Source organism: Caulobacter segnis (assembly GCF_019931575.1).
Classification (GTDB): Bacteria; Pseudomonadota; Alphaproteobacteria; order Caulobacterales; family Caulobacteraceae; genus Caulobacter; species Caulobacter segnis_C.
Window position 1 is genome coordinate 2848775 of sequence record NZ_CP082923.1, and the last position, 20415, is coordinate 2869189.

Genomic DNA, 20415 nt, shown 5'->3' on the forward strand with positions numbered 1-20415 from the left:
CGGCTGTTGAAGCGCAGGATTTCGACCGGATCGGGGCGGTCGGCCGCGATGGCCTTCGCCCGCCCGATGGCCCCACGCCGACCATTCGGCGTCGGCATGGCTGGAGACGACGCCATGACGGGTCGCCTCCAGCCTCGACATACCGCTCGCTAGAAGGTGTAACGGACGCCGACCAGGATCTCCCGACCGGTGTGGTGGTAGGTCGTGGTCATGTCTTCCGCACCGTTGAATTGATACTGGTATTCGTCAGTGAGGTTCACGCCCTCCAGCGTGAGCTTGAGGTTGTCGTTGACCGTGTATTGCAGCGACGCGTCGACGTTGAAGGTCGAGTTGGTGCCGTCATAGGCGGTGCCCGAGGCGGTCTCGGCGCCCGGGACCTTGGTCAGGTAGCGGTCGCGATAGGCAATCGAGGCCCGCGCGCTCCACTTGGCGTCCTCGTAATAGACCGTGGCGTTGTAGGCGTTGCGCGACAGGCCGGTTAGGTCGGCCGTGGCCACCACCGCGCCGGCGCTGTTCACATAGTCCATTTCCGATTTCACGTAGGTGTAGTTCAGCAGCACGCCGGTATTGGCCAGCAGGCCGGGCAGGAACTTGAAGGCCTGCTGGTAGTTGACCTCTACCCCGGTCAGGGCCCCGCCCTTGGTGTTGACCGGGCGGCTGAACGTCCACAGCGACGAGGCGCTGCAGCTGGTGGTCGTACCGCAGGCGGCGGTGGCGACGCTGTCGGGCAGGCCGTAGCTGTTGCCCGTGAAGGTTCGGCTTTCGCTGACGGTCTGGACGAAGCTGCCGACATCCTTGCGGAACACCGCCACGCCCAGCAGCGAACCAGGCTGGAAGTACCATTCCAGCGACAGGTCATAGGCGTTGGCCCGGAACGGATCGAGGTTGGGGTTGCCCACCGAGACCGTGCGGTTGGCGCCCGAGACGCTGACCGTGGCGCCCGGCGTCAGATTGCCCAGGTCGGGCCGCGACATCACCTTGGCCGCGCCAAAACGGACCAGGAAGTTGTCGGTCGGCTCCAGCACCAGGTTCATCGATGGCAGGGTGTCGTCATAGCTGCGCGACGTCGACAGGGCGACCGGCGAGCCGCTGACATAGGTGTAGCCGTTCGAGCTCTGCTCGGTCTTGACGTAACGGACGCCGAAATTGCCGCGGAACGGCATGTTTGCCAGGCTGGTCTCGAAACTGGCCTGGACGTAGCCGCCGCTGTCCTTTTCCCGGACGCCGCGATTGTTGCCCAGCGCCGGCTCGTCCCCCAGGGCGAAGGCGCCGTTGTAGGCGGTCTGGCTATAGAGGCTGAGCAGGCTGGAGGCCTTGCTCAGATCCGGCGCCAGGAAGGTCACGCCGCCGATCGTCACCAGACTGCTGTAGTCGGCCAGACTGATCGCCGCGACGCCGGCGGGGATCACGGTCTCCTGGTTGGTGGTGGTGCCGACCGAGCGGCGCAGCTCGGTGGTGACGAATTCGTACTTCTTGAAGTCCAGTCCGCCATCCAGCTTGAACACCGAATTGAGCGTGTAGTGGGCGTTGACCTGGGCGGTGTCGTAGGTGTTGCGGGCGGTCTGGGGACGCAGGCGGATCTGCGACAGGGTCCAGGCCGAGGCGCTGGTCAGGTCGGCCGTGCCCCAGTTGAAGGTGGGGTTGGTCTTGTCGGTGTAGTCGTAGCTGTAGCCGTTGACGTTGTTCTGGTCGAAGGTCAGCGTCGTCTGGATCGGGTTCTTGTGGTCGGAGACCGAGTGACCGACCAGGGCGTCGACCTTGAAGCTGTCGCTGAACCGATGCTCGGCGGTCAGCGAGTTCTGGGTGAACTTGGTGCGCAGCTTGTCGAAGCGATCCTCGACGCGCAGGTCGACGCCGTCGAACGTTCCCTTGGTCAGAACGCCATTGTTGATGCTGGCCGAGGTGACGGTCGTGCCGCCGATGCCGGAGGTTCCGCTGGAGCTGAACGAAATGGCCTCGATGTACTGCTCCTCGCGCGTCGAGCGCAGGTCGGCGTACAGGCTGTCGAACGAGACCAGGGTGTCGTCGGACGGACGCCATTGCAGCGCCAGGGTCGCCCCGAAGCGTTCGCTCTTGCTTTGATAGTAGTCGTAGCGCGGGATACGCGGGTGATAGGCCGCGTTGATGTCGGCCAGCGAGGCGTCGCTGGTGGTCGCCGCGCCGAAGCCGCCCTTGGCCCAACGCACGGTGCTGTTGCCTTCCTCGACGATATTGCGCTTGGCGTAGGCGAACGAGAACAGCGCCCCGAAGGTGTCGTCCTTCCAGGTGTTGGAGATCATGAACGCCGCGCGCGGGTTCGTGGTCTTGGCCAGGTCGTTGTAGCTGCCCTGGGCCGAGCCGCTCATCTTGAAGCCCTTGAAGTCGAAGGGCCGGGCCGTGCGCAGGTCGACGGTCGCGCCCAGCGAACCCTCCTCGACATCGGCCGAGGCGGTCTTGCGCACCGTGATGGCGCTAAACAGGTCCGAGGCGAAGATGTTGAAGTCGAAGCTGCGCCCGCGATTGGTGCCGCCCGAGCTGTCGGCGCCGCCGGCGGTGGTCAGGGCCTCCATGCCGTTGATGCGCACGCGGGTGAACTGCGGACCAAGGCCCCGCACGGAGATCTGACGCCCCTCGCCGCCATCGCGCGCGATAGACACGCCGGGAATCCGCTGCAGGGATTCCGACAGGTTCAGGTCGGGAAACTTGCCGATGTCCTCGGCCAGGATCATGTCGACGGCGGCGGCTTCGTTGCGCTTGACGTTCAGCGCCTTGGCCAGGCTGGAGCGGAAGCCGACAACGACGACCTGCTCGACGGCGGTGTCCGGCTCGCCCGCCGACGCGGTGGCGGCCTCCTGCGCGCGGACGGTCCCCGAAACGGCCAGAGCGGCGAGCAACGCCCCCGCCGAAACATGAACTTTGAGCGCGCGACGGCGCGATGGTGACGTGATCATCCCCGTTCCTCCTAATGACGTTCGCCAGCCTTCCAGGGACTGGCTCTAAACAGCCGGAGGCGAGTCTTTTGCCACCGGTGTCATCGGGAGTTAGCCGAGACCTTTAGCAGGATTATCTCTCTGCATAACGGCGGCGCTTCGCGGTGTTGCGGCGCTGAAGACTGAAGCGCCGTCCAAGAAAGCTGGATCGCCTTGGCCCGCGCGAAACGGACGCCTGGCCCGACATTGCTCACGCGAAGGCGCGATGCTCCCTCACGTCGACTCCGCTCGTAGCGGGTTCTAGGTCGGTGATGGGCGACTGCGGATGTTCGGGACGAGACGGGGATGAGCCCTCTCGCGGCGCGCTACGTCTTCCGGACCTTGGCCAGCAGCTGCTCGGCCACGCCGACCGGCACGAACTTGGAGATGTCCCCGCCCAGGGCGGCGATCTCCTTGACCAGGCGCGAGGCGATCGCCTGGTGGCGCGGGTCGGCCATCAGGAAGACGGTTTCGATCTCGCGATCCAGCTGCTGGTTCATCGCCGTCATCTGGAACTCGTACTCGAAGTCGGCCACGGCCCTCAGGCCGCGCACGATCATCTGGGCGTTCACGTCCCGGGCGAAGTGCATCAGGAGGCTTTCGAACGGCCTGACCTCGATCTCGGCGATCTTGGTCAGGTGCGCCGTCTCGCGCTCCAGGATATCGACCCGCTCCTCCAGCGAGAACAGCGGCCCCTTGCCGATGTTCACCGCCACGCCGATCACCAGCTTGTCGACCAGCTTGACGGCCCGCCCGATGATGTCGAGGTGACCGTTGGTGACTGGATCAAAGGTCCCCGGATAAAGCCCGACCCGCATGCAACCCCCTGCTCTAAGGGTTCGAGGGGTTACGGGGTCTCTTCCGCCCCGCTGTCCTCGCCCTGGTTATCGTCTCCGCCGGAATCGGCGAGGCGCTCGACGCTGACGACGTGTTCGTCCTGCGCGGTGCGGAAGATGGTTACGCCTTGAGTATTCCGCGCTGCAACACGAATTTGCGAGACCGGCACCCGGATGAGTTGCCCCTGGTCCGTAACCAGCAGAATCTGGTCGCTTTCCTCGATCGGGAACGAGCCCACCAGACGACCGCCGCGCTTGCTCAAATCCTGCGCGGCCAGGCCCTGACCGCCACGGCCGGTGCGACGGAAATCGTAGGCGCTGGTGCGCTTGCCGAAGCCTTCCGACGACACGGTCAGCAGGATTTCCTCGGCCGCGCCCAGCTCGGCGATGCGTTCCGGCGTCAGGGTGGTTTCGTCGCCGTCCTCTTCGCCTTCTTCCACGGCGGCGGGCGTATCATCGCCCTCCTCGCCGGCGGCGCGCAGCATGGCGCGCTGGTGCTTGAGGTAGGCGGCGCGTTCGGCCGGGGTGGCGTCGACGCTGCGCAGCACGGCCATCGAGATGACGGTGTCCTCGCCCGCCAGCTTCACGCCCCGCACGCCGGTCGAATCGCGGCTCGCGAACACGCGCACCTCGTCGACGGAGAAGCGGATGCAGCGGCCGGCGGCGGTGGTCAGCAGCACGTCCTGGTCCGCGTTGCAGACCGACACGCCGACGATGCCGTCACCTTCGTCCAGCTTCATGGCGATCTTGCCGTTGCGGCGGACGTCCACGAAGTCGCTGAGCTTGTTGCGGCGCACGCTGCCCGAACGGGTTGCGAACATCACGTCCAGGCCGCCCCAGGTCGCCTCGTCCTCCGGCAGGGCCAGGATCGAGGTGATGGTCTCGCCCGGCTCGATCGGCAGCAGGTTGACGAACGCCTTGCCGCGCGAATTGGCGACGCCCTGCGGCAGGCGCCACACCTTCATCTTGTAGACCTTGCCGCCCGAGGTGAAGAACAGCAGCGGGGCGTGGGTCGAGGCCGAGAACACGCGGGTGACCGCGTCCTCGGTCTTGGTCGCCATGCCCGACTTGCCCTTCCCGCCCCGATGCTGGGTGCGGTAGTTGGCCAGCGGGGTGCGCTTGACGTAGCCGCCCATGGTGACGGTGATCACCATGTCCTCGCGGACGATCAGGTCCTCGTCTTCGACGTCGGCGTCGCCGTCGACCATCTGGCTGCGACGCGGGATGGCGAACTTCTCGCGGACCTCGACCAGCTCCTCGCGGACCACGGCCATGATGTTGGCGCGGTCGGACAGCAGTTCCAGGTAGCCGCGGATGGCGTCGGCCAGGGCGGCGGCTTCGTTGCCGATCTCGTCACGGCCCAGGCCCGTCAGGCGCGACAGGGTCAGGGCCAGGATGGCCCGGGCCTGCTCGTCGGTCAGGCGGATCAGGCCGCCGTCTTCCTGGATGGTGCGCGGGTCGGCGATCAGCTCGACCAGCGGCAGCATGTCACCGGCCGGCCAGGACTTGGCCACCAGGCGCTCGCGGGCCTCGGTCGGGTCCTTGGACGAGCGGATGATGTGGATGAACTCGTCGATATTGGCGACGGCGATGGTCAGACCGACCAGCACGTGCCCGCGATCGCGGGCCTTGCCCAGCTCGAACTTGGTCCGGCGGACGACGACTTCCTCGCGGAACTCGACGAACAGCTGCAGCAGCTGGTGCAGGCCCATCTGCTCGGGGCGGCCGCGGTTCAGGGCCAGCATGTTGACGCCGAACGAGCTCTGCAGCGCCGTGAAGCGATACAGCTGGTTCAGGATCACCTCGCCTGAGGCGTCGCGCTTCAGCTCGATGACGATGCGCATGCCGTCGCGGTTCGACTCGTCGCGGATATCGGCGACGCCTTCGAGCCGCTTCTCGCGCACCAGCTCGGCGATGTGCTCGACCAGGTTGGCCTTGTTCACCTGATACGGGATCTCGGTGACGATGATGGCCTCGCGGCCGGCGCGCAGCTCTTCCACGCTGGCCACGCCGCGCATGACGACCGAGCCACGGCCGGTCAGCAGCGCCTGACGCGGACCCGCGCGGCCGATGATCTCGCCGCCAGTGGGGAAGTCGGGACCGGGAACCAGATCCAGCAGTTGGTCGGTGGTGACGTTCGGCTCGTCGATCAGCAGCAGGCAGGCGTCGATGATCTCGCCCAGATTGTGCGGCGGGATGTTGGTCGCCATGCCGACGGCGATGCCGCCCGCGCCGTTGACCAGCAGGTTGGGGATCCGCGACGGCAGGACGGTCGGTTCCTGCTCCTTGCCGTCGTAGTTGTCGGCGAAGTCGACCGTGTCCTTGTCCAGGTCGGCCAGCAGCGACATGGCCGGCGGGGCCATGCGGCATTCCGTGTAGCGCATGGCCGCGGGCATATCGCCGTCGACCGAGCCGAAGTTGCCCTGGCCGTCGATCAGCACCAGGCCCATCGAGAACGACTGGGTCATGCGGACCAGGGTGAAGTAGATCGAGGCGTCGCCGTGCGGGTGATACTTACCCATCACGTCACCGACCACGCGGGCCGACTTCACATAGGGACGCTCGGGCGTCTGCCCCTGCTCGTGCATCGAGAACAGGACCCGACGGTGCACGGGTTTCAGGCCGTCGCGCGCGTCCGGCAGGGCGCGGCTGACGATCACGCTCATGGCGTAGTCGAGATAGGAGCGGCGGAGCTCGTCCTCGATATTGATCGGGGCGACATCCCCGCGCGGACCGTCAGCGGGGATCGTGGTGTGTTCGTCGCTCAAGGGGATTTTTCGCCGTCAGAATCGGACACGGAACAGTCTGAAACTGTTAGCATTGGGATGTGGAAGGCGCCACCTTTCCGGCCGCTTCATCCCCGCTGTTCGCTTGAATCCGAAGGAAAAACGCATGATCCGCCTTCCCGCCGCCACCGGTGTCGCCCTCGCGGCCCTGATCGCCGCCTCGCCCATCGCCACCAGCGCCGCTTGGGCCCAGACCACCGCGACGGCCGTGGTCAAGACCGGCGACGGCAAGGACGCCGGCGTCGTGACGCTGACCGAGGCCCCGCATGGCGTTCTGCTGAAGCTGGAACTGAAGGGCCTGACGCCCGGCTGGCATGCCGTCCACTTCCACGAAAAGGGCGACTGCGGCGCGCCTGACTTCAAGTCTGCCGGCGCCCACGTCCACACCGCCGCCACCACGATCCACGGTCTCCTGAACCCGGACGCCAACGACAGCGGCGACCTGCCGAACGTCTTCGCCGGCGCCGACGGCTCGGCCACGGCCGAGGCCTATTCGCCCCTGGTGTCGCTGAAGGGCGCCGGCGGCCGTCCGCCCCTGCTGGACGCCGACGGCAGCTCGATCGTCGTCCACGCCAGCCCTGACGACCACAAGAGCCAGCCGATCGGCGGCGCCGGGGCGCGCGCCGCTTGCGGTGTGTTCAAGTAGAGCCCTAGGGTCCCGCCACGATTCATCGTCGTGGCGGGAAATCCCATGCGTACCTGGCGCCTGTCGCTCATTGTCCTTGTCCTGGCCGCAACGGCCGCCTGCAACGAGGCCAAGACGCCCAAGGACGCCAAGCCGAGCGAGAAGCCGCCGGCGTCTGTCCCCCCGCCCTCGACGGAACTGGTCTCGCTGGCCTGGAAGCCGGCCGACGGCGACCAAAACCTGCAGTCCTTCGAACTCCGGCTGACCGGCGCGGACATAGTCTCCGTCTGTCGCCCCCCCCCCCGGCTGGGTCCTCAAGGGCGCGGGCGCGAAAGTGAGTGGCTACGCCACGGTCGGCGCCGGCTTCATCAGCGTCGATGACCTGCGGGATCTGGACGGCCTGTTCCTGATCCGCCCCCGCGCCGGAGAGGCGATCGGCGTGAGCGGGAAGCTGCTTACCGGCGTCTATACCGGCGACGAAGGCCAGAGCGAGATCGCGGCCACGCCGGCGCTGTTGCGGCGCCAGCCCGCGACGCAGTGCCCGGCGGTCAAGGGCTAGGCCGTCTCCGCCAAGGCGTCCGTGGCCTTGCCGCGCTTCTCGGTCAGCGCCACCAGAGCCACACCGGCCATGGTGGCGCCGCCACCGATCAGCAGCTGGGTCGACAGGGTGTCGCCCAGGAACATCACCCCGATCGTGCAGGACACCAGCGGCGTCAGCAGGAAGTATGGCGTCACGCGGCCCGGCTCACGGCGCTGGACCAGCCAGAACAGCAGCGCGCTGGCCCCGATCGTCGAAACTACCCCGGCGAACAGAACCGCGGCCCAGGCGATCGGCGGCGCGGCCGCGACCTTGGCCCCGAGATCCTTCTCGAAGGCCAGCGACATCAGTAGCAACACCGGCGTCGCGACCAGGGCCGTCATGCCCTGCATCTTCAGCGGCTTGATCCCAGGCGTCTTGCGCACCAGCACCGTGGCCACGGCCCAGCAGGCCCCCGCCAGCACCACCAGCAGGATCGCCGGCAGATCGCCGGCCGCGTGGGGATCGAGGCTCATCCAGGCCACGCCGAGGAAAGCGACCACCAAGCCCGCCACCGCCGGCGGGCGCATGGTCTCGCCCAGCATTCGCCAGGCGAAGATCGCCGTGAACGGGATCCATAGCTGGCTGGCCACCACCAGCGGGCTCAGGGCGTCGGCCATGCTGAAGGCCAGGTAGATGATCCCGAAATGGATCGGCCCGGTCAGCAGCACGATGACCAGCAGCTTTCTGGGCTCGGGAAACGGCGGCTTGATGAACGGGAACAGGAAGACCAGCGCCGCCAGGAACCGCAGCCCGCCCATCAGCATCGGCGGCAGATAGGCCGTCGCCACCTTGGCGGCGGCGTTGTTGATCCCCCAGGTCAGGATGATCGCCAGGATGGCGAGGTATTCCAGACCGGTCAGCGGGGAGGACTTGGCGGACATGCACGGGCTTGGACCAGACCCGGCCCGTCAGGTCAATGAAGGTTCAGGCGGCGCCGACCACCCTGCGGACGGCGGATGTCAGCAGGTCGAGATCAGCGTCCGGCGTCGTGAAGGCCGGGGTCAGATAGACCAGCTTGCCCATCGGCCGGATCCAGGCTCCCAGATCCGCGAACCGGGCGCAGAGATCACCGACCGCCACCGGCGTGTCGAACTCGACGACGCCGATCGCGCCCAGGGTCCGCACGTCGACGACGCCCCTGCCCGCCCGGCACGGCTCCAGCCCCTCGGCCAGCGCCGCCGAGACCTGCGCCACGTTGGTCGCCCAGGTCCCATCCTCGAACAGGTCCAGCGAGGCGTTGGCCGCCGCGCAGGCCAGCGGATTGGCCATGTAGGTCGGGCCGTGCATCAGGGCCGCGCCGGCGTCGTCGGACCAGAAAGCCTCGAACACCTTGCGCGAGGCCACGGCCGCCGACAGCGGCAGGGTTCCGCCGGTCAGCGCCTTGGACAGGGTGACGATGTCAGGCTCGACCCCCGCCGCCTGCATGGCGAACAGGGTCCCGGTGCGACCGAAGCCCGTGAAGATCTCGTCGAAGATCAGCAGCACGCCGTGCTTGTCGGCCAGGCGGCGCAAGGTGCGCAGCACTTCCGGTGGATGCAGCAGCATGCCCCCCGCGCCCTGGACCAGCGGCTCGACCAGGATCGCCGCGATCTCATGCCCCCGCGCGGCCAGCAACGCGTCCAGCGCCGCCTCGCTCTCGGCGTTGCGCGGCAGATCAGCGATCACCTGGTCAGGCATGACGCCGGCGAACAGACTGTGCATGCCCTCCTCCGGGTCGCAGACCGTCATCGTCGCCAGGGTGTCGCCGTGATAGCCGCCCCGGAAGGCCAGGAACTTGGTCCGCCCACGCACACCCTGATTGATCTGGAACTGCAGCGCCATCTTCATGGCGATCTCGACCGAGACCGAGCCGCTCTCGGCGAAGAACACGTGGTCCAGTTGGCCGGGCAGCAGCTTCGCCAGCCGCTCGGCCAACCGGTAGGCCGGCTCATGCGCCAGGCCGCCGAACATCACGTGCGGCATGCGGTCGATCTGCTCGCGCAGCGCGGCGGCGATGTGGGGGTGGTTGTAGCCGTGGCAGGCCGTCCACCACGAGGCCAGGCCGTCGACCAGTTCGCGACCGTCCGCCAGCACCAGCCGCGAACCTTTCGTCGCGACCACCGGCAGCGGCGGGCGCGCGGTCTTCATCTGGCAGTAGGGCCGCCAGACGTGCGGCGCGCCTTGGGTCAGCCAGGCGGGATCGGACATGACGGCGCTTTCCGTTTGCGGACTCGGGGCGCCTTGCCTATTCCCGCGCACCAGCCACGGCAAACGGGAAACGACATGCACAGCCTGGACGCCTTCGCCGGCGAGAAGCTGGCGGCCCTGGACGCCAAGAGCCTGCGCCGCCGCCTCAAGCCGACCCGCCGCCACGACGGCGCCGTGGTCGAGCGCGACGGCAAGCGGCTGATCTCGTTCTCGTGCAACGACTATCTGGGCCTGTCGCACCATCCCGCCGTCCGCGCGGCGGCGGCCGAGGCGGCGCTGAACTACGGCGCGGGCGCCGCGGCCTCGCGCCTCGTCACCGGCGACCATCCGCTGCTGTCCGACCTGGAAAAGCGCCTGGCCCGACTGAAGGGGACCGAAGCCGCCTGCGTGTTCGGTTCGGGATATCTCGCCAATACCGGCGTCATTCCCACCCTGGTCGGGCCCGGCGACGCGATCTTCGTCGACGCCCTGGCCCATGCCTGCATCTGGGCCGGCGCCCAGCTCTCGGGAGCCAGGATCATCCGCTTCGCGCACAACGACGCCGCCGACCTGGCCCGCCTACTGGAGGCTGAGCGGCCCAGCGTTCGGCACGCCCTGGTCGCCACCGACGGCGTCTTCTCGATGGACGGCGACATCGCCCCGCTGGACCTGCTGTCGGACCTCTGCTACCGCCACGACGCCTGGCTGCTCAGCGACGACGCCCACGGAGTCGGCGTCCTGGCCCAGGGGCGTGGCTCCAGCGCCCTGTTCCCGAATGCGAAGATCCCGCTGCAAATGGGCACACTGTCCAAGGCCCTGGGCTCGTATGGCGGCTATCTGTGCGGCTCCCAGGCGGTGATCGACCTCCTGAAGACCCGCGCCCGCACCCTAGTCTACGCCACCGGCCTGCCGCCCGCCTCGGCGGCCGCCGCCCTAGCGTCGCTGGACGTCATAGAGGCTGACCCTGCCTTCACAGAGCAGCCGCTGGCCAAGGCGCGCCTCTTCACCCGCCGGCTGGGCCTGCCGGACGCCGAGAGCCCGATCGTGCCGGTGATCATGGGCAGCGCCGACGCCGCCCTCGCCGCCTCGGCCGCGCTGGAGGACCAGGGCTTCCTGGTCGTGGCCATCCGGCCGCCGACGGTGCCTGAGGGCACGGCCCGCCTACGCGTGGCCTTCAACGCCCTCCATGCCGACGGCGATGTCATCCGTCTGGCCGACGACATCGCGGCGCTAAGGAACGCCACATGAGAGCGTTCTTCGTCGCCGGGACCGGCACCGATCTTGGCAAGACCCACATCGCCTGCGCCCTGCTGCGCGCCGCCCGCGCGCGGGGCCTCAGCGTCGACGCTTTCAAGCCGGTGGTCAGCGGCCTTGATCCCGACGCGCCGGAGAACAGCGACCCCGCCCGTCTGGCCGCCGCGATGGGCCGACCGGACGCCTGGGCCGAGATCTCGCCAAGACACTATCGCGCGCCACTGGCTCCCAACTTGGCCGCCCGGCTGGAGGGCGAAACCCTGGCCATGACGGACCTCATCGCCAGCTGCCGGACCTGGCTGAACCATCGCGACGTCGACCTCGCGCTGATCGAAGGCGCCGGCGGCGTCATGTCGCCGATGACCGACGACGCCACCAATCTGGACCTGATGACCGCGCTGAACCTGCCGGTCCTGCTGGTCGCCGGCAGCTATCTAGGCACGGCCAGCCACCTGCTGACCGCGCTGGAGGTGCTGCGGGCGCACGGCCTGACGGTCGCCGCGATCGTGGTCAGCGAAAGCCTCGACGCCCCGGATCTGACCCAGACCGTCGAGATGCTGCGGAGTTTCGAACGCCAGACCCAGATCCTCGTCGCCCCAAGGGACGAGGCTTGGAACGCTGACGACCTGGACCACCTGCTGCTGGGCTGAACCTTACTTCTCCAGCCGCGCCACCAGGCTGGACGTGTCCCAGCGGTTGCCGCCCATGGCCTGGACCTCGGCGTAGAACTTGTCGATCAGGGCCGTGCTTTCCAGCTTGGCGCCATTGCGGGTCGCCTCTTCCAGGGCGATGCCCAGGTCCTTGCGCATCCAGGCGACCGCGAAGCCGAAGTCGAACTCGCCGCGCGCCATGGTCGGCCAGCGGTTCTCCATCTGCCACGACTGGGCCGATCCCTTGGAGATGGCGGCCAGCACGTCGTCGGTCGGCAGGCCGGCGCGCTTGGCGAAGTGCAGCGCTTCGGCCACGCCCTGGACGACGCCGGCGATGGCGATCTGGTTGCACATCTTGGTCAGCTGGCCCGCACCCACTTCGCCCATGCGGCGCACGGCCTTGGCGTAGACCTCGATCACCGGCAGCACGCGCTCGTACGCCGTCTGGTCGCCGCCGGCCATGATGGTCAGCTGGCCGTTCTCGGCGCCGGCCTGGCCGCCCGAGACCGGCGCGTCGACGAAGGCTCGGCCGCTCTTGTCCAGCAACGCCGACATCTCGCGGGCCACGGTGGCGGAGGTGGTGGTGTGGTCGACGATCACCGCGCCCTCGGCCAGGGCCGGCAGGGCCTGCGCCACCACGTCGCGGACGTCGTCGTCATTGCCCACGCACAGCAGCACGACCTCGGCCCCGTTCACCGCCTCGGCGATGGTCTCGAAGGCCTGCCCGCCGTGCTTCTCGGCCCAGCGGCGCGCCTTTTCGGGGCTGCGGTTGTAGACGGCGACCTCATGGCCGGCGGCCTTCAGGTGGCCCGCCATCGGAAAGCCCATCACGCCCAGGCCGATAAACGCCGTCTTCATGCGCAGACTCCTTGCAAGAGAAGGAGGGATTACGCGTCCGGCACGCCGTGCGGCAACCCCATCTTAACGACCTTTGGGCAGGTTGCCGGTTCAAGGTTAAGCAGGCTTAAGCGCGATGGCGGTCAACAGCGAACAGCCGATCATCATCAAGAAGGTGAAGAAAGGCGGCGGGCACGGTCACCACGGTGGCGCGTGGAAGGTCGCCTATGCCGACTTCGTGACGGCCATGATGGCCTTCTTCCTGTTGATGTGGCTGCTGAACACGACCAGCCCCGAACAGAAGCAAGGCATCGCCGACTACTTCGCGCCCGCCTCGATCTCGTCGACCACCAGCGGTTCCGGCGGCATCCTTGGCGGCACCTCGCTGGGCGACGACGGCGCCAAGGCCGACGGCAAGATGTCGGTGATCCAGCAGTTGGCCCCCGAGGCTCCGGATCACGTCGACAAGGACGGCCAGAGCAGCACCACGCCCGCCAATCTCGACTCGGCCAGCGAACAGGCCCTGCGCGACGCCCTGGCCAAGAAGGAACAGGACGCCTTCGCCTCGGCGGCCCAGTCCCTGCGCCAGTCGCTGCAGGACATGCCGGAACTGGCGGAGCTGTCGAAGCAGATCATGATCGACCAGACCCCGGAAGGCCTGCGCATCCAGCTGGTCGACCAGGAAGGCCGCTCGATGTTCAAGGAAAACTCGCGCGAGCCGAACGACCGCGCCCGCATCCTGCTGCGCGCCGTCGCCAAGGTGATCAATCAGCTGCCCAACCGTGTGACCATCTCGGGCCACACCAGCGCCAACGCCTACGGCAAGAAGCAGGATGGCGACTGGGCCCTGTCGGCCTCCCGCGCCGACGCCTCTCGCCAGGTCCTGCGCGGCGCGGGCGTCGACGACGACCGCATCTATCAGGTCTCGGGCAAGGCCAATTCGGAACCGCTGTACGCCGACGATCCCACTCTGGCGGGCAACCGCCGGATCTCGATTATCCTGCTGCGCGAAAAACCCGTCCTGCCCGACAACCTGTAGCAGGCGCCCTGTGACCCTTCGCCGCGCGATGCGTCGATGACGCGCCGTGAAGCTTGCGCAACCGGACGCTATGCCCCCTAATCCCATTCAGGGCTGGTCGATAGACGAGAGGGGTTAGGGCTACAGTGACGCAGCATTTTCCGACGCGGCAGCTTCGGTTCTTTCTGACGGCGCCCACGCCTTGTCCGTACCTGCCCGGCCGCGAGGAACGGAAGGTGTTCGCCCACCTGCCGCTGTCCGACGGCCCGACGGTCAATGACAGCCTGACCCAGGTCGGCTTCCGTCGCTCGCAGAACATCGCCTACCGCCCCGCCTGCGAGACCTGTCGCGCCTGCCAGTCGGCCCGCGCGCCGGCTGCCGAGTACGTGTTGTCGCGCTCGGAGCGGAAGATCCTGAACCGCAACGACGATCTCGAACGCCACCTGGTCGAGGCCGAGGCGACGCTGGAGCAGTTCGAACTGCTGCGCCGCTACCTCCTGGCCCGCCACGCCGACGGCGGCATGGCCGAGATGACCTGGCCCGACTACGTGGCCATGGTCGAGGACACCGCGGTCCGCACCCACCTGATCGAATACCGCCGCAAGTCGCAGGACCGCGGTCCGGGCGACCTGATCGCCTGCGTGCTGGTCGACGTCCTCGCCGACGGCCTGTCGCTCGTTTACAGCTTCTACGATCCGGATCTGATCAAGCGCAGCCTGGGCTCGTTCATCATCCTGGACCACATCGTCCAGGCTCAGCAGGGCGGCCTGCCCTACGTCTATCTGGGCTACTGGGTCCCGGGCAGCGAGAAGATGGCCTACAAGGCGCGCTTCTCCCCGCTGGAAATTCTCAAGCCCGGCGGCTGGTCGCTGATGTCGGCCCGCGAACGCGGCGCCCGGCCGCCCAGCATGCGCGGCGGCGCCAAGGACCCTTGCGACCTGCCGCTCAGCGACGCCGAGCCGGCGGAGATCGAGGAACTGGGCTAGCGCCCCGTCCCTCCGCCTCCGCCCTTACCGCGCGAAGCTGACGCCGCCGTCGACGGTCACCGCGCCGCCCATCACATAGTCCCCCGCCCGCGAGGCCAGGTAGATGGCCGCGCCGGCCATGTCCTCTTCCGTGCCGATCCGGCCGGCCGGAATGGCCTTGGAAACAGCGTCGGCGTGGTCGCGGGCGACCTTGTTCATGTCCGAGGCGAAGGCGCCGGGCGCGATGCAGCTGACGGCGATGTTGTCGGCCGCCAGGCGCAGGGCCATGCGCTTGGTCATGTGCAGCAGGCCGGCCTTGGACGCGCCGTAGGGATAGGTCTCGTCCTTGGTCACCGACTGGCCGTCGATCGAGGCGATGTTGATGACCTTGGCCACCCGGTCCTGGGCGGCGGCGCGCAGCTGGCCGATCAGGGCCTGGGTCAGGAAGAACGGCGTCTTCATGTTGAGGTCGACGGTCTTGTCCCAGCCGGCTTCCGGGAACTCGTCGAAGGCCGCGCCCCAGGCGGCGCCGGCGTTGTTGACCAGGATGTCCAGCTTGTCCTCGCGCGCCTTGATGCGGTCGGCCAGGCCCTGGATGCCTTCCATCGTCGAGATGTCGCCTGGCAGCGAGACGCACTCGCCGTACTGGCTGAGCTCCTCGGCGGCCGCGTCGCAGGCGGCGGCCTTGCGGGCGGTGATGTAGACGCGCTTGGCGCCATAGGTCAGGAAGCCCTTGACGATCATCGCGCCGATGCCGCGCGAGCCGCCGGTCACCAGGGCCACGCGGCCTTCGAGCGAGAACAGGTTCTGCATAGGGGTAACTCCTAGAAGCCGCGCGCGGCGGCCAGGGCGCCGAGACGCCCGGTGATGTCGTGGAACTGGGCGACGGTCTCGTCGATGATCTGCTGGGCGCTCTTCACCTCGTCGATCAGGCCGACGGTCTGGCCGGCCAGCGCGGGCGCGGCCTCCATGTCGCCGCCGAAATAGACGTCCAGGATGTTTCGCAGCACGTCGGGCGGCATGACGCCGGCGTCGTGGATCTCCTTGGTCAGCTCGGACTTGATGGCGCGGATGCAGGGGCTGGCCTTCTTGTTCAGCACCCAGGTGCCGGTCTCCTTGGCGCCCGTGATCGCGGCCTTGTAGTTGGCGTGCACCGGGCTCTCGGCAGAGCTGACGAAGCGCGTGCCCATCTGCACCGCCTCGGCGCCCAGCGCGAACGCCGCGGCCATGCCTCGCCCGTCACAGATGCCGCCGGCGGCGATCATCGGCACGTCCGTGCGCGCGCGGATCGCCTGCAGCAGGACCAGGGTCGAGACTTCCTCGGGGTTCTTGAAGCCGCCACCTTCCGCGCCCTCGACCACCAGACCATCGACGCCCGCCTCGACGCACTTCATAGCCGCATCGACGGTCGGCACGGCGTGGTAGACGACGATCCCGGCGTCCTTCAGCGGCCCGACGAACTTGGCCGGGCTGCCGGCCGAGGTCGTCACGAACCTGACCCCACTCTCGCAGACGAAGCGCAGCATGGCGTCGTCGCGCAGGAACAGGATCGGCAGGTTCACCCCGAACGGCAGGCCGCTGACCGCCATCCTGGTGATCTCGGCCTTGCAGGTCTCGGTCTCGCCGGACGAGGTCTCGATGATCCCCAGGCCACCGGCCCGCGATACGGCGCTGGCCAGCGGATAACGGGCGATCCAGCCCATCGGAGCCTGGATGATCGGATACTTGGCGCCGGTGTGCGCCAGAACGCGGTTCTGGCTCATCCCCCTGCCCCTTCGGGGATCAACAGCACCCGGCCGACGGCCTGGCGGCTCTCGATATAGGCATGGGCGGCGGCGGCCTCGGAGAGCGGGAAGGTCTTGTCGATGACGACCTCCAGCTCGCCGCGCGCGGCTTGGTCGATCAGGTCCTGGATCATGTCGTGGACCCGATCGGTCATGATCTCCGCGCCCAGGAAGACACCGGTCAGCGAGCGGTTGCCGCCCATCAGCGAGGAGACGTCGACCTTCATCGGCTCGCGCCCGGCATTGCCGACCAGCGAGATGCGGCCGCGATAGCCCAGCGCGCCGAGGCTCGCCTGCAGGGTCGCTCCGCCGACCGGATCGACGACCAGGTCGACACCCTTGCCGCCGGTCAGCTTCATGACCTGTTCGACAAGGTCGTCGCGGCCGTAATTGATCCCGTGGTCCAGGCCGAACACCTTCAGGCGCTCCAGCCGCTCATCGCTGGAGGCCGAGGCCAGGACCGTCGCCCCCGCCTTCTTGGCCAGCTGGATGGCGGCGATGCCGACCGCCCCCGCCCCGGCCTGGACCAGCACCGTCTCGCCGGCCTTCAGCCGCCCCGCGCCGAACAGGCACTCGTGAGCCGTGCCGAACGGCACCGGGATGGCGGAGGCCTTGCGAATGTCGAAGCCGTCCGGGATCGGCCAGGCGTTGCGGGCCGGAACCGCGCGCAGTTCCGCGTGCGAGCCGAAGGCGTTCACGGTGACGACCTTCTGTCCGACCTTCAGATGCGAGACCTCGGCCCCGACCTCGACGATCTCGCCAGCGGCCTGGTAGCCGACGATGTGCGGGCTGCCCGCCATCTGGCCGCCGCCGCGATTGAGGGTGTCGCCACCCTCGATGCTGACCGCCTCGACGCGGATGACCACGCCTTGCGGATGGCAGACGGGATCGGGAACGTCCTCATAGCGAAAGACGTCCGGCGCCCCGGTCTCGTAATAGACGGCGGCCTTCATCGCGTTTCTCCCTCTTGTTCTTCTCGGCGCTTCGGGGAGCGCTACTTCTTGGGATCGACCAGGGCCTCGTAGACCAGCTTGGCCGAGTCATCGTCGATGTCCTTGATGGCCGGATCGCCGCCCTTGTTCAGGATGTGGATCATGCCCAGGAAGAAGAGGTCGTTCTTGGGATCGATCCAGAACCAGGTGCCGGCCGCGCCGCCCCAGCTGTAGGTCCCCTCGCCTTGCGGCCCGGCCTTGGCGCTGTCCAGCACCACCGCGAAGTCGAGGCCGAAGCCCCGCCCCTTGGCCGTGTTGAAGGGCGGCTCGTCGGAATTCATGATCGCGTCGCTCAGCGCGTTGGTCCGCATCAGGGCGACCGTCTCGGGCTTCAGGATGCGCTTGCCCTCCAGCTCACCGCCGTTCAGCAGCATCTGGGCGAAGCGGGCGTAGTCGGCGCTGGTCGAGACCAGGCCGCCGCCGCCCGAGGCCACGACCGGCGGCTTGCTGATGTCCAGCACCATGAAGCCGTCGGCCGGCGCCAGCTTGCCGGCCTTGCCGTCCCAAACGTACAGCGAAGCCAGGCGATCGGTCTTGGCGGTCGGCAGCCAGAAGCCGGTGTCGACCATCTTCAGCGGCGCGAAGATCCGCTGCCGCATGAAGTCGCCCAGCGACATGCCGGTCAGCTTCTCGATGATCAGCCCCTGGATGTCGACCGAGACGCTGTACTTCCAGCGCGTTCCCGGCTGGGCGACCAGCGGCAGGGCGGCGACCTTCTGGACGAACTCCTGGCGCGACTTCGCCCCCAGCACGCCGGTGTCGACATAGGCCTTGTCGATCGGGTTGTCGGGGACCAGGCCATAGGCGAAGCCGCCCGAGTGGCTCATCAGCTCACGCATGGTCGGCGGGCGGTCGGCGGGGACGGTGTCGAACGAGCCGTCGGGATTGACGCCCTTGAAGACCCGGAGGGACGCGAACTCCGGCACGTACTTGCTGACCGGGTCGTCCAGCTTCCACTTGCCCTCCTCGAAGAGGATCATCATCGCCACGCCGGTGACCGGCTTGGTCTGCGAGTAAATGCGGAAGACGGTGTCCTTGGTCATCGGCGGGCCATCGAAGCCCTTCTTGCCGTGAACCTCGAAGTTCACGATCTTGCCGTGGCGGACCAGCATGGTGATGACGCCCGGCAGGTGGCCGGTGTCGACCAGGCCCTGCATATGGGTGTCCAGCTTCTTCAGCCCCTCGGCCGAGAAGCCCGCGCTCTCGGGCGCCGCGGCGACAATGGCGGGCGTAGCGGCCAGGACGGCGGAAGACCCGCCGCCGAGCACGGTCGCGGCCAACACCGCCGCGATCAAATTGCGAAACGCCAAGCCCCACCTCCCGAACAGATGTTTGAGGCGACCTTAAAGGGCGTCCTTGCGCGATGAAACCCGCTTTTTCAGCGACCGGCGCGGATGCCCAACACCGACCGCTCACGTTAAGGTTTTTTCATTCAAAGCGGGGTTGATCGAACGTCGTTCATGTATATTTTTTACTGCACGAGGGATTACGAAATACATAGGGGACGGCCCACATGGCCACCATCGACAATCTGGTCACGATCTACCGTAACGTTCACCGCCTGCCGGCCAACTCGGACCTGCCCGCCAACGCCTGGACCCAGCTGACGCTGATGGCGCAGGGCATCGACATCTCGCGCGGCGGCCAGCAGACGGGCGACATCTGGACATATGCCAGCGCCGTCAGCTGGATCCATGACAGCGCTAGGGCGACCACCGAGGTGGCGGTGCTCTCCTACGGCTTCCTGGGCGACGTGACCCTGGGCACGGGCGGCATCGACTACCTGGTCTCGAAAGACGGCGGCAACCCGAACAATCTGAACAGCGAGTACTACGCCAAGTTCAGCCTCGAGAACCGTTTCATCAACTTCGCCGTCAACCTGGTGAAATACGGTGAGGCCAAGGTCAACTTCATCCAGGAATACGGCGAGAACGGCACCGCCTACGCCACCTTCCAGAAGGCGTATCTGAAGCTATTGGGAGTCGAGAAACCGATCGAGGACATCATCTCGATCCTCAGCGACGAGATCCCCAACGGTCGCGGCGGGACCTATACGCGCGGCGAATACTTCGCCGAGTTGGGTGGCGATGGCGGCAATGGCCTGGGCACGCGCGCGGCCATGGTCGGTTGGCTGATGGCCGAGGCGGTCAAGGCCGACAAGGGTCCCTATGTCGAGGCCATGAAGGCCTACCTCGCCGACATCGGCCTGGACGGCAAGGCCCTGGCCCTGAACGTCTTCTTCTCGGCCTACGGCAAGGGCGGCGACAATGCGATCGGCGGGCCGTCGGATCCGGGACTGCCCGGCGAGAAGGCCAGCTTCGCCCACGACTGGAACGTCGACGCCTTCAACCAGGAGCCCGACCACAATACCCACGTCCTGGCCAGCGACGGCAACGACGTGATCAAGCCGATCATCACCGACGGTCCTGGCGGCCTGGACGCGGGCAAGCACATCCGCACCGCCGGCGGCAATGATGTGGTCTTCGTCGACAATGGAACAATGCGAGGCTTGATCGACACGGGAGCGGGCAACGACTCCATCTTCCTTGAGAAGCTGGACGGGCGCGTCATCACCGGGGCCGGCTATGACAACATCGACATCGGTTCGTTCGCTTCGCTCCACCTGGCCAATGGCAAGGTAACCGACATCGCCGTGATCGAGGACTTCCAGAAGGGCTTCGACCTGCTCGGCTTCCCCGGCCAGGCCGGCCCAGGGGAGAAGAAGTCGCTCTACTTCATCACCACCGCCACCTTTGACGAAGCCCTGACCGCCTATGCCGGCCTGACGGCCGCCAACAGCAACACCGTCTTCGAATGGGGGAGCGACACCTACATCTTCCACAACAACGGCGTGGCCGGGCTCGATGCGGGCGATGGCCTGATCAAGCTGGCCGGCGTCACCGGCCTGACCGTCGGCAAGTCCAACGAAGCCGTCGACATCGTCTTCGCGGCCTAGAACTTCAGCCCTTCCAGG

The 20415-nt window shown here is 67.5% G+C and carries 17 protein-coding genes; 7 read left to right on the forward strand and 10 right to left on the reverse strand.

Annotated elements, in window-relative coordinates; translation table 11 throughout:
- Positions 1–149 precede the first annotated feature (149 nt).
- From K8940_RS13070 to gyrA, 3 genes are all read right to left on the reverse strand, one after another.
- Positions 150–2873: a TonB-dependent receptor gene (locus tag K8940_RS13070; RefSeq protein ID WP_223390395.1), complete on the reverse strand. Its 2724-nt coding sequence runs from the start codon at positions 2871–2873 to the stop codon at positions 150–152.
- A gap of 401 nt (positions 2874–3274) precedes the next feature.
- Complete coding sequence (coaD, locus tag K8940_RS13075) at positions 3275–3766, reverse strand: pantetheine-phosphate adenylyltransferase (protein ID WP_223390396.1); 492 nt, start codon at positions 3764–3766, stop codon at positions 3275–3277.
- A 29-nt stretch (positions 3767–3795) separates the two neighbouring features.
- On the reverse strand, positions 3796–6552 hold the full coding sequence (gene gyrA / locus K8940_RS13080) for a DNA gyrase subunit A (protein WP_223390397.1): 2757 nt from the start codon (positions 6550–6552) through the stop codon (positions 3796–3798).
- A gap of 124 nt (positions 6553–6676) precedes the next feature.
- On the opposite strand from gyrA, the gene sodC reads away from it, so the two are divergent.
- Both sodC and K8940_RS13090 read left to right on the forward strand, forming a co-directional pair.
- Positions 6677–7216 carry a superoxide dismutase[Cu-Zn] gene (gene sodC, locus K8940_RS13085; protein WP_223390398.1) on the forward strand — a complete coding sequence of 180 codons (540 nt, stop codon included), beginning with the start codon at positions 6677–6679 and terminating at the stop codon, positions 7214–7216.
- 313 nt (positions 7217–7529) lie between these two features.
- Complete coding sequence (locus K8940_RS13090) at positions 7530–7754, forward strand: hypothetical protein (protein WP_223390399.1); 225 nt, start codon at positions 7530–7532, stop codon at positions 7752–7754.
- Here K8940_RS13090 and K8940_RS13095 read toward each other — a convergent pair.
- Both K8940_RS13095 and K8940_RS13100 read right to left on the reverse strand, forming a co-directional pair.
- Positions 7751–8656, reverse strand: coding sequence for a DMT family transporter (locus tag K8940_RS13095; protein ID WP_223390400.1), 906 nt, complete (start codon positions 8654–8656; stop codon positions 7751–7753). The two genes, K8940_RS13090 and K8940_RS13095, sit on opposite strands and share 4 nt — an antisense overlap.
- Before the next feature lie 43 nt (positions 8657–8699).
- A complete protein-coding gene (locus K8940_RS13100; RefSeq protein WP_223390401.1) occupies positions 8700–9962 on the reverse strand; it encodes an adenosylmethionine--8-amino-7-oxononanoate transaminase in 1263 nt (420 codons plus the stop codon).
- Between the two features lie 75 nt (positions 9963–10037).
- Here K8940_RS13100 and bioF point away from each other — a divergent pair, with 75 nt between their 5' ends.
- Both bioF and bioD read left to right on the forward strand, forming a co-directional pair.
- Complete coding sequence (gene bioF, locus K8940_RS13105; protein WP_223390402.1) at positions 10038–11189, forward strand: 8-amino-7-oxononanoate synthase; 1152 nt, start codon at positions 10038–10040, stop codon at positions 11187–11189.
- Positions 11186–11845 carry a dethiobiotin synthase gene (gene bioD / locus K8940_RS13110; protein WP_223390403.1) on the forward strand — a complete coding sequence of 220 codons (660 nt, stop codon included), beginning with the start codon at positions 11186–11188 and terminating at the stop codon, positions 11843–11845. Before bioF ends, bioD begins: the two co-directional genes overlap by 4 nt.
- 3 nt (positions 11846–11848) lie before the next feature.
- Here bioD and K8940_RS13115 read toward each other — a convergent pair whose 3' ends face one another.
- A complete protein-coding gene (locus K8940_RS13115; RefSeq protein ID WP_223390404.1) occupies positions 11849–12703 on the reverse strand; it encodes an NAD(P)-dependent oxidoreductase in 855 nt (284 codons plus the stop codon).
- A 115-nt stretch (positions 12704–12818) separates the two neighbouring features.
- Between K8940_RS13115 and K8940_RS13120 the strand changes: the two genes are divergently transcribed.
- Positions 12819–13721 carry a flagellar motor protein MotB gene (locus K8940_RS13120; RefSeq protein WP_223390405.1) on the forward strand — a complete coding sequence of 301 codons (903 nt, stop codon included), beginning with the start codon at positions 12819–12821 and terminating at the stop codon, positions 13719–13721.
- Positions 13722–13846: 125 nt separating this feature from the next.
- On the forward strand, positions 13847–14686 hold the full coding sequence (locus K8940_RS13125; protein ID WP_223390406.1) for an arginyltransferase: 840 nt from the start codon (positions 13847–13849) through the stop codon (positions 14684–14686).
- Positions 14687–14710: 24 nt separating this feature from the next.
- Here the strand turns inward: K8940_RS13125 and K8940_RS13130 are convergent, their stop codons facing one another.
- Genes K8940_RS13130 through K8940_RS13145 form a run of 4 tightly spaced genes read right to left on the reverse strand, consistent with a single transcriptional unit; the run spans position 14711 to position 18751 of the window.
- Entirely contained in the window at positions 14711–15478 is a 768-nt protein-coding gene (locus K8940_RS13130; protein ID WP_223390407.1) for an SDR family NAD(P)-dependent oxidoreductase, read from the reverse strand.
- 11 nt (positions 15479–15489) lie between these two features.
- Positions 15490–16428 (reverse strand): NAD(P)H-dependent flavin oxidoreductase, encoded by a 939-nt coding sequence (locus K8940_RS13135; RefSeq protein ID WP_223390408.1) that lies wholly within the window; start codon positions 16426–16428, stop codon positions 15490–15492.
- Positions 16425–17402, reverse strand: a complete 978-nt coding sequence (locus K8940_RS13140) for a zinc-binding alcohol dehydrogenase family protein (RefSeq protein WP_223390409.1) — start codon at positions 17400–17402, stop codon at positions 16425–16427. The genes K8940_RS13135 and K8940_RS13140 overlap by 4 nt, the downstream gene beginning before the upstream one ends.
- A gap of 41 nt (positions 17403–17443) precedes the next feature.
- Positions 17444–18751 (reverse strand): serine hydrolase domain-containing protein, encoded by a 1308-nt coding sequence (locus tag K8940_RS13145; RefSeq protein WP_223390410.1) that lies wholly within the window; start codon positions 18749–18751, stop codon positions 17444–17446.
- Between the two features lie 203 nt (positions 18752–18954).
- Between K8940_RS13145 and K8940_RS13150 the strand changes: the two genes are divergently transcribed.
- The gene (locus K8940_RS13150; protein WP_223390411.1) at positions 18955–20397 is read left to right on the forward strand and encodes a bluetail domain-containing putative surface protein; all 1443 of its coding nucleotides are present in this window, start codon (positions 18955–18957) and stop codon (positions 20395–20397) included.
- Positions 20398–20415 lie beyond the last annotated feature (18 nt).

Coding starts and splice junctions, on each gene's coding strand:
- K8940_RS13130 (WP_223390407.1), bottom strand. CDS start 15,478: ATGCAGAACCTGTTCTCGCTCGAAGGCCGCGTGGCCCTGGTGACCGGC.
- K8940_RS13140 (WP_223390409.1), bottom strand. CDS start 17,402: ATGAAGGCCGCCGTCTATTACGAGACCGGGGCGCCGGACGTCTTTCGC.
- K8940_RS13115 (WP_223390404.1), bottom strand. CDS start 12,703: ATGAAGACGGCGTTTATCGGCCTGGGCGTGATGGGCTTTCCGATGGCG.
- sodC (WP_223390398.1), top strand. CDS start 6,677: ATGATCCGCCTTCCCGCCGCCACCGGTGTCGCCCTCGCGGCCCTGATC.
- K8940_RS13150 (WP_223390411.1), top strand. CDS start 18,955: ATGGCCACCATCGACAATCTGGTCACGATCTACCGTAACGTTCACCGC.
- coaD (WP_223390396.1), bottom strand. CDS start 3,766: ATGCGGGTCGGGCTTTATCCGGGGACCTTTGATCCAGTCACCAACGGT.
- K8940_RS13100 (WP_223390401.1), bottom strand. CDS start 9,962: ATGTCCGATCCCGCCTGGCTGACCCAAGGCGCGCCGCACGTCTGGCGG.
- K8940_RS13120 (WP_223390405.1), top strand. CDS start 12,819: ATGGCGGTCAACAGCGAACAGCCGATCATCATCAAGAAGGTGAAGAAA.
- bioD (WP_223390403.1), top strand. CDS start 11,186: ATGAGAGCGTTCTTCGTCGCCGGGACCGGCACCGATCTTGGCAAGACC.
- K8940_RS13095 (WP_223390400.1), bottom strand. CDS start 8,656: ATGTCCGCCAAGTCCTCCCCGCTGACCGGTCTGGAATACCTCGCCATC.
- K8940_RS13135 (WP_223390408.1), bottom strand. CDS start 16,428: ATGAGCCAGAACCGCGTTCTGGCGCACACCGGCGCCAAGTATCCGATC.
- bioF (WP_223390402.1), top strand. CDS start 10,038: ATGCACAGCCTGGACGCCTTCGCCGGCGAGAAGCTGGCGGCCCTGGAC.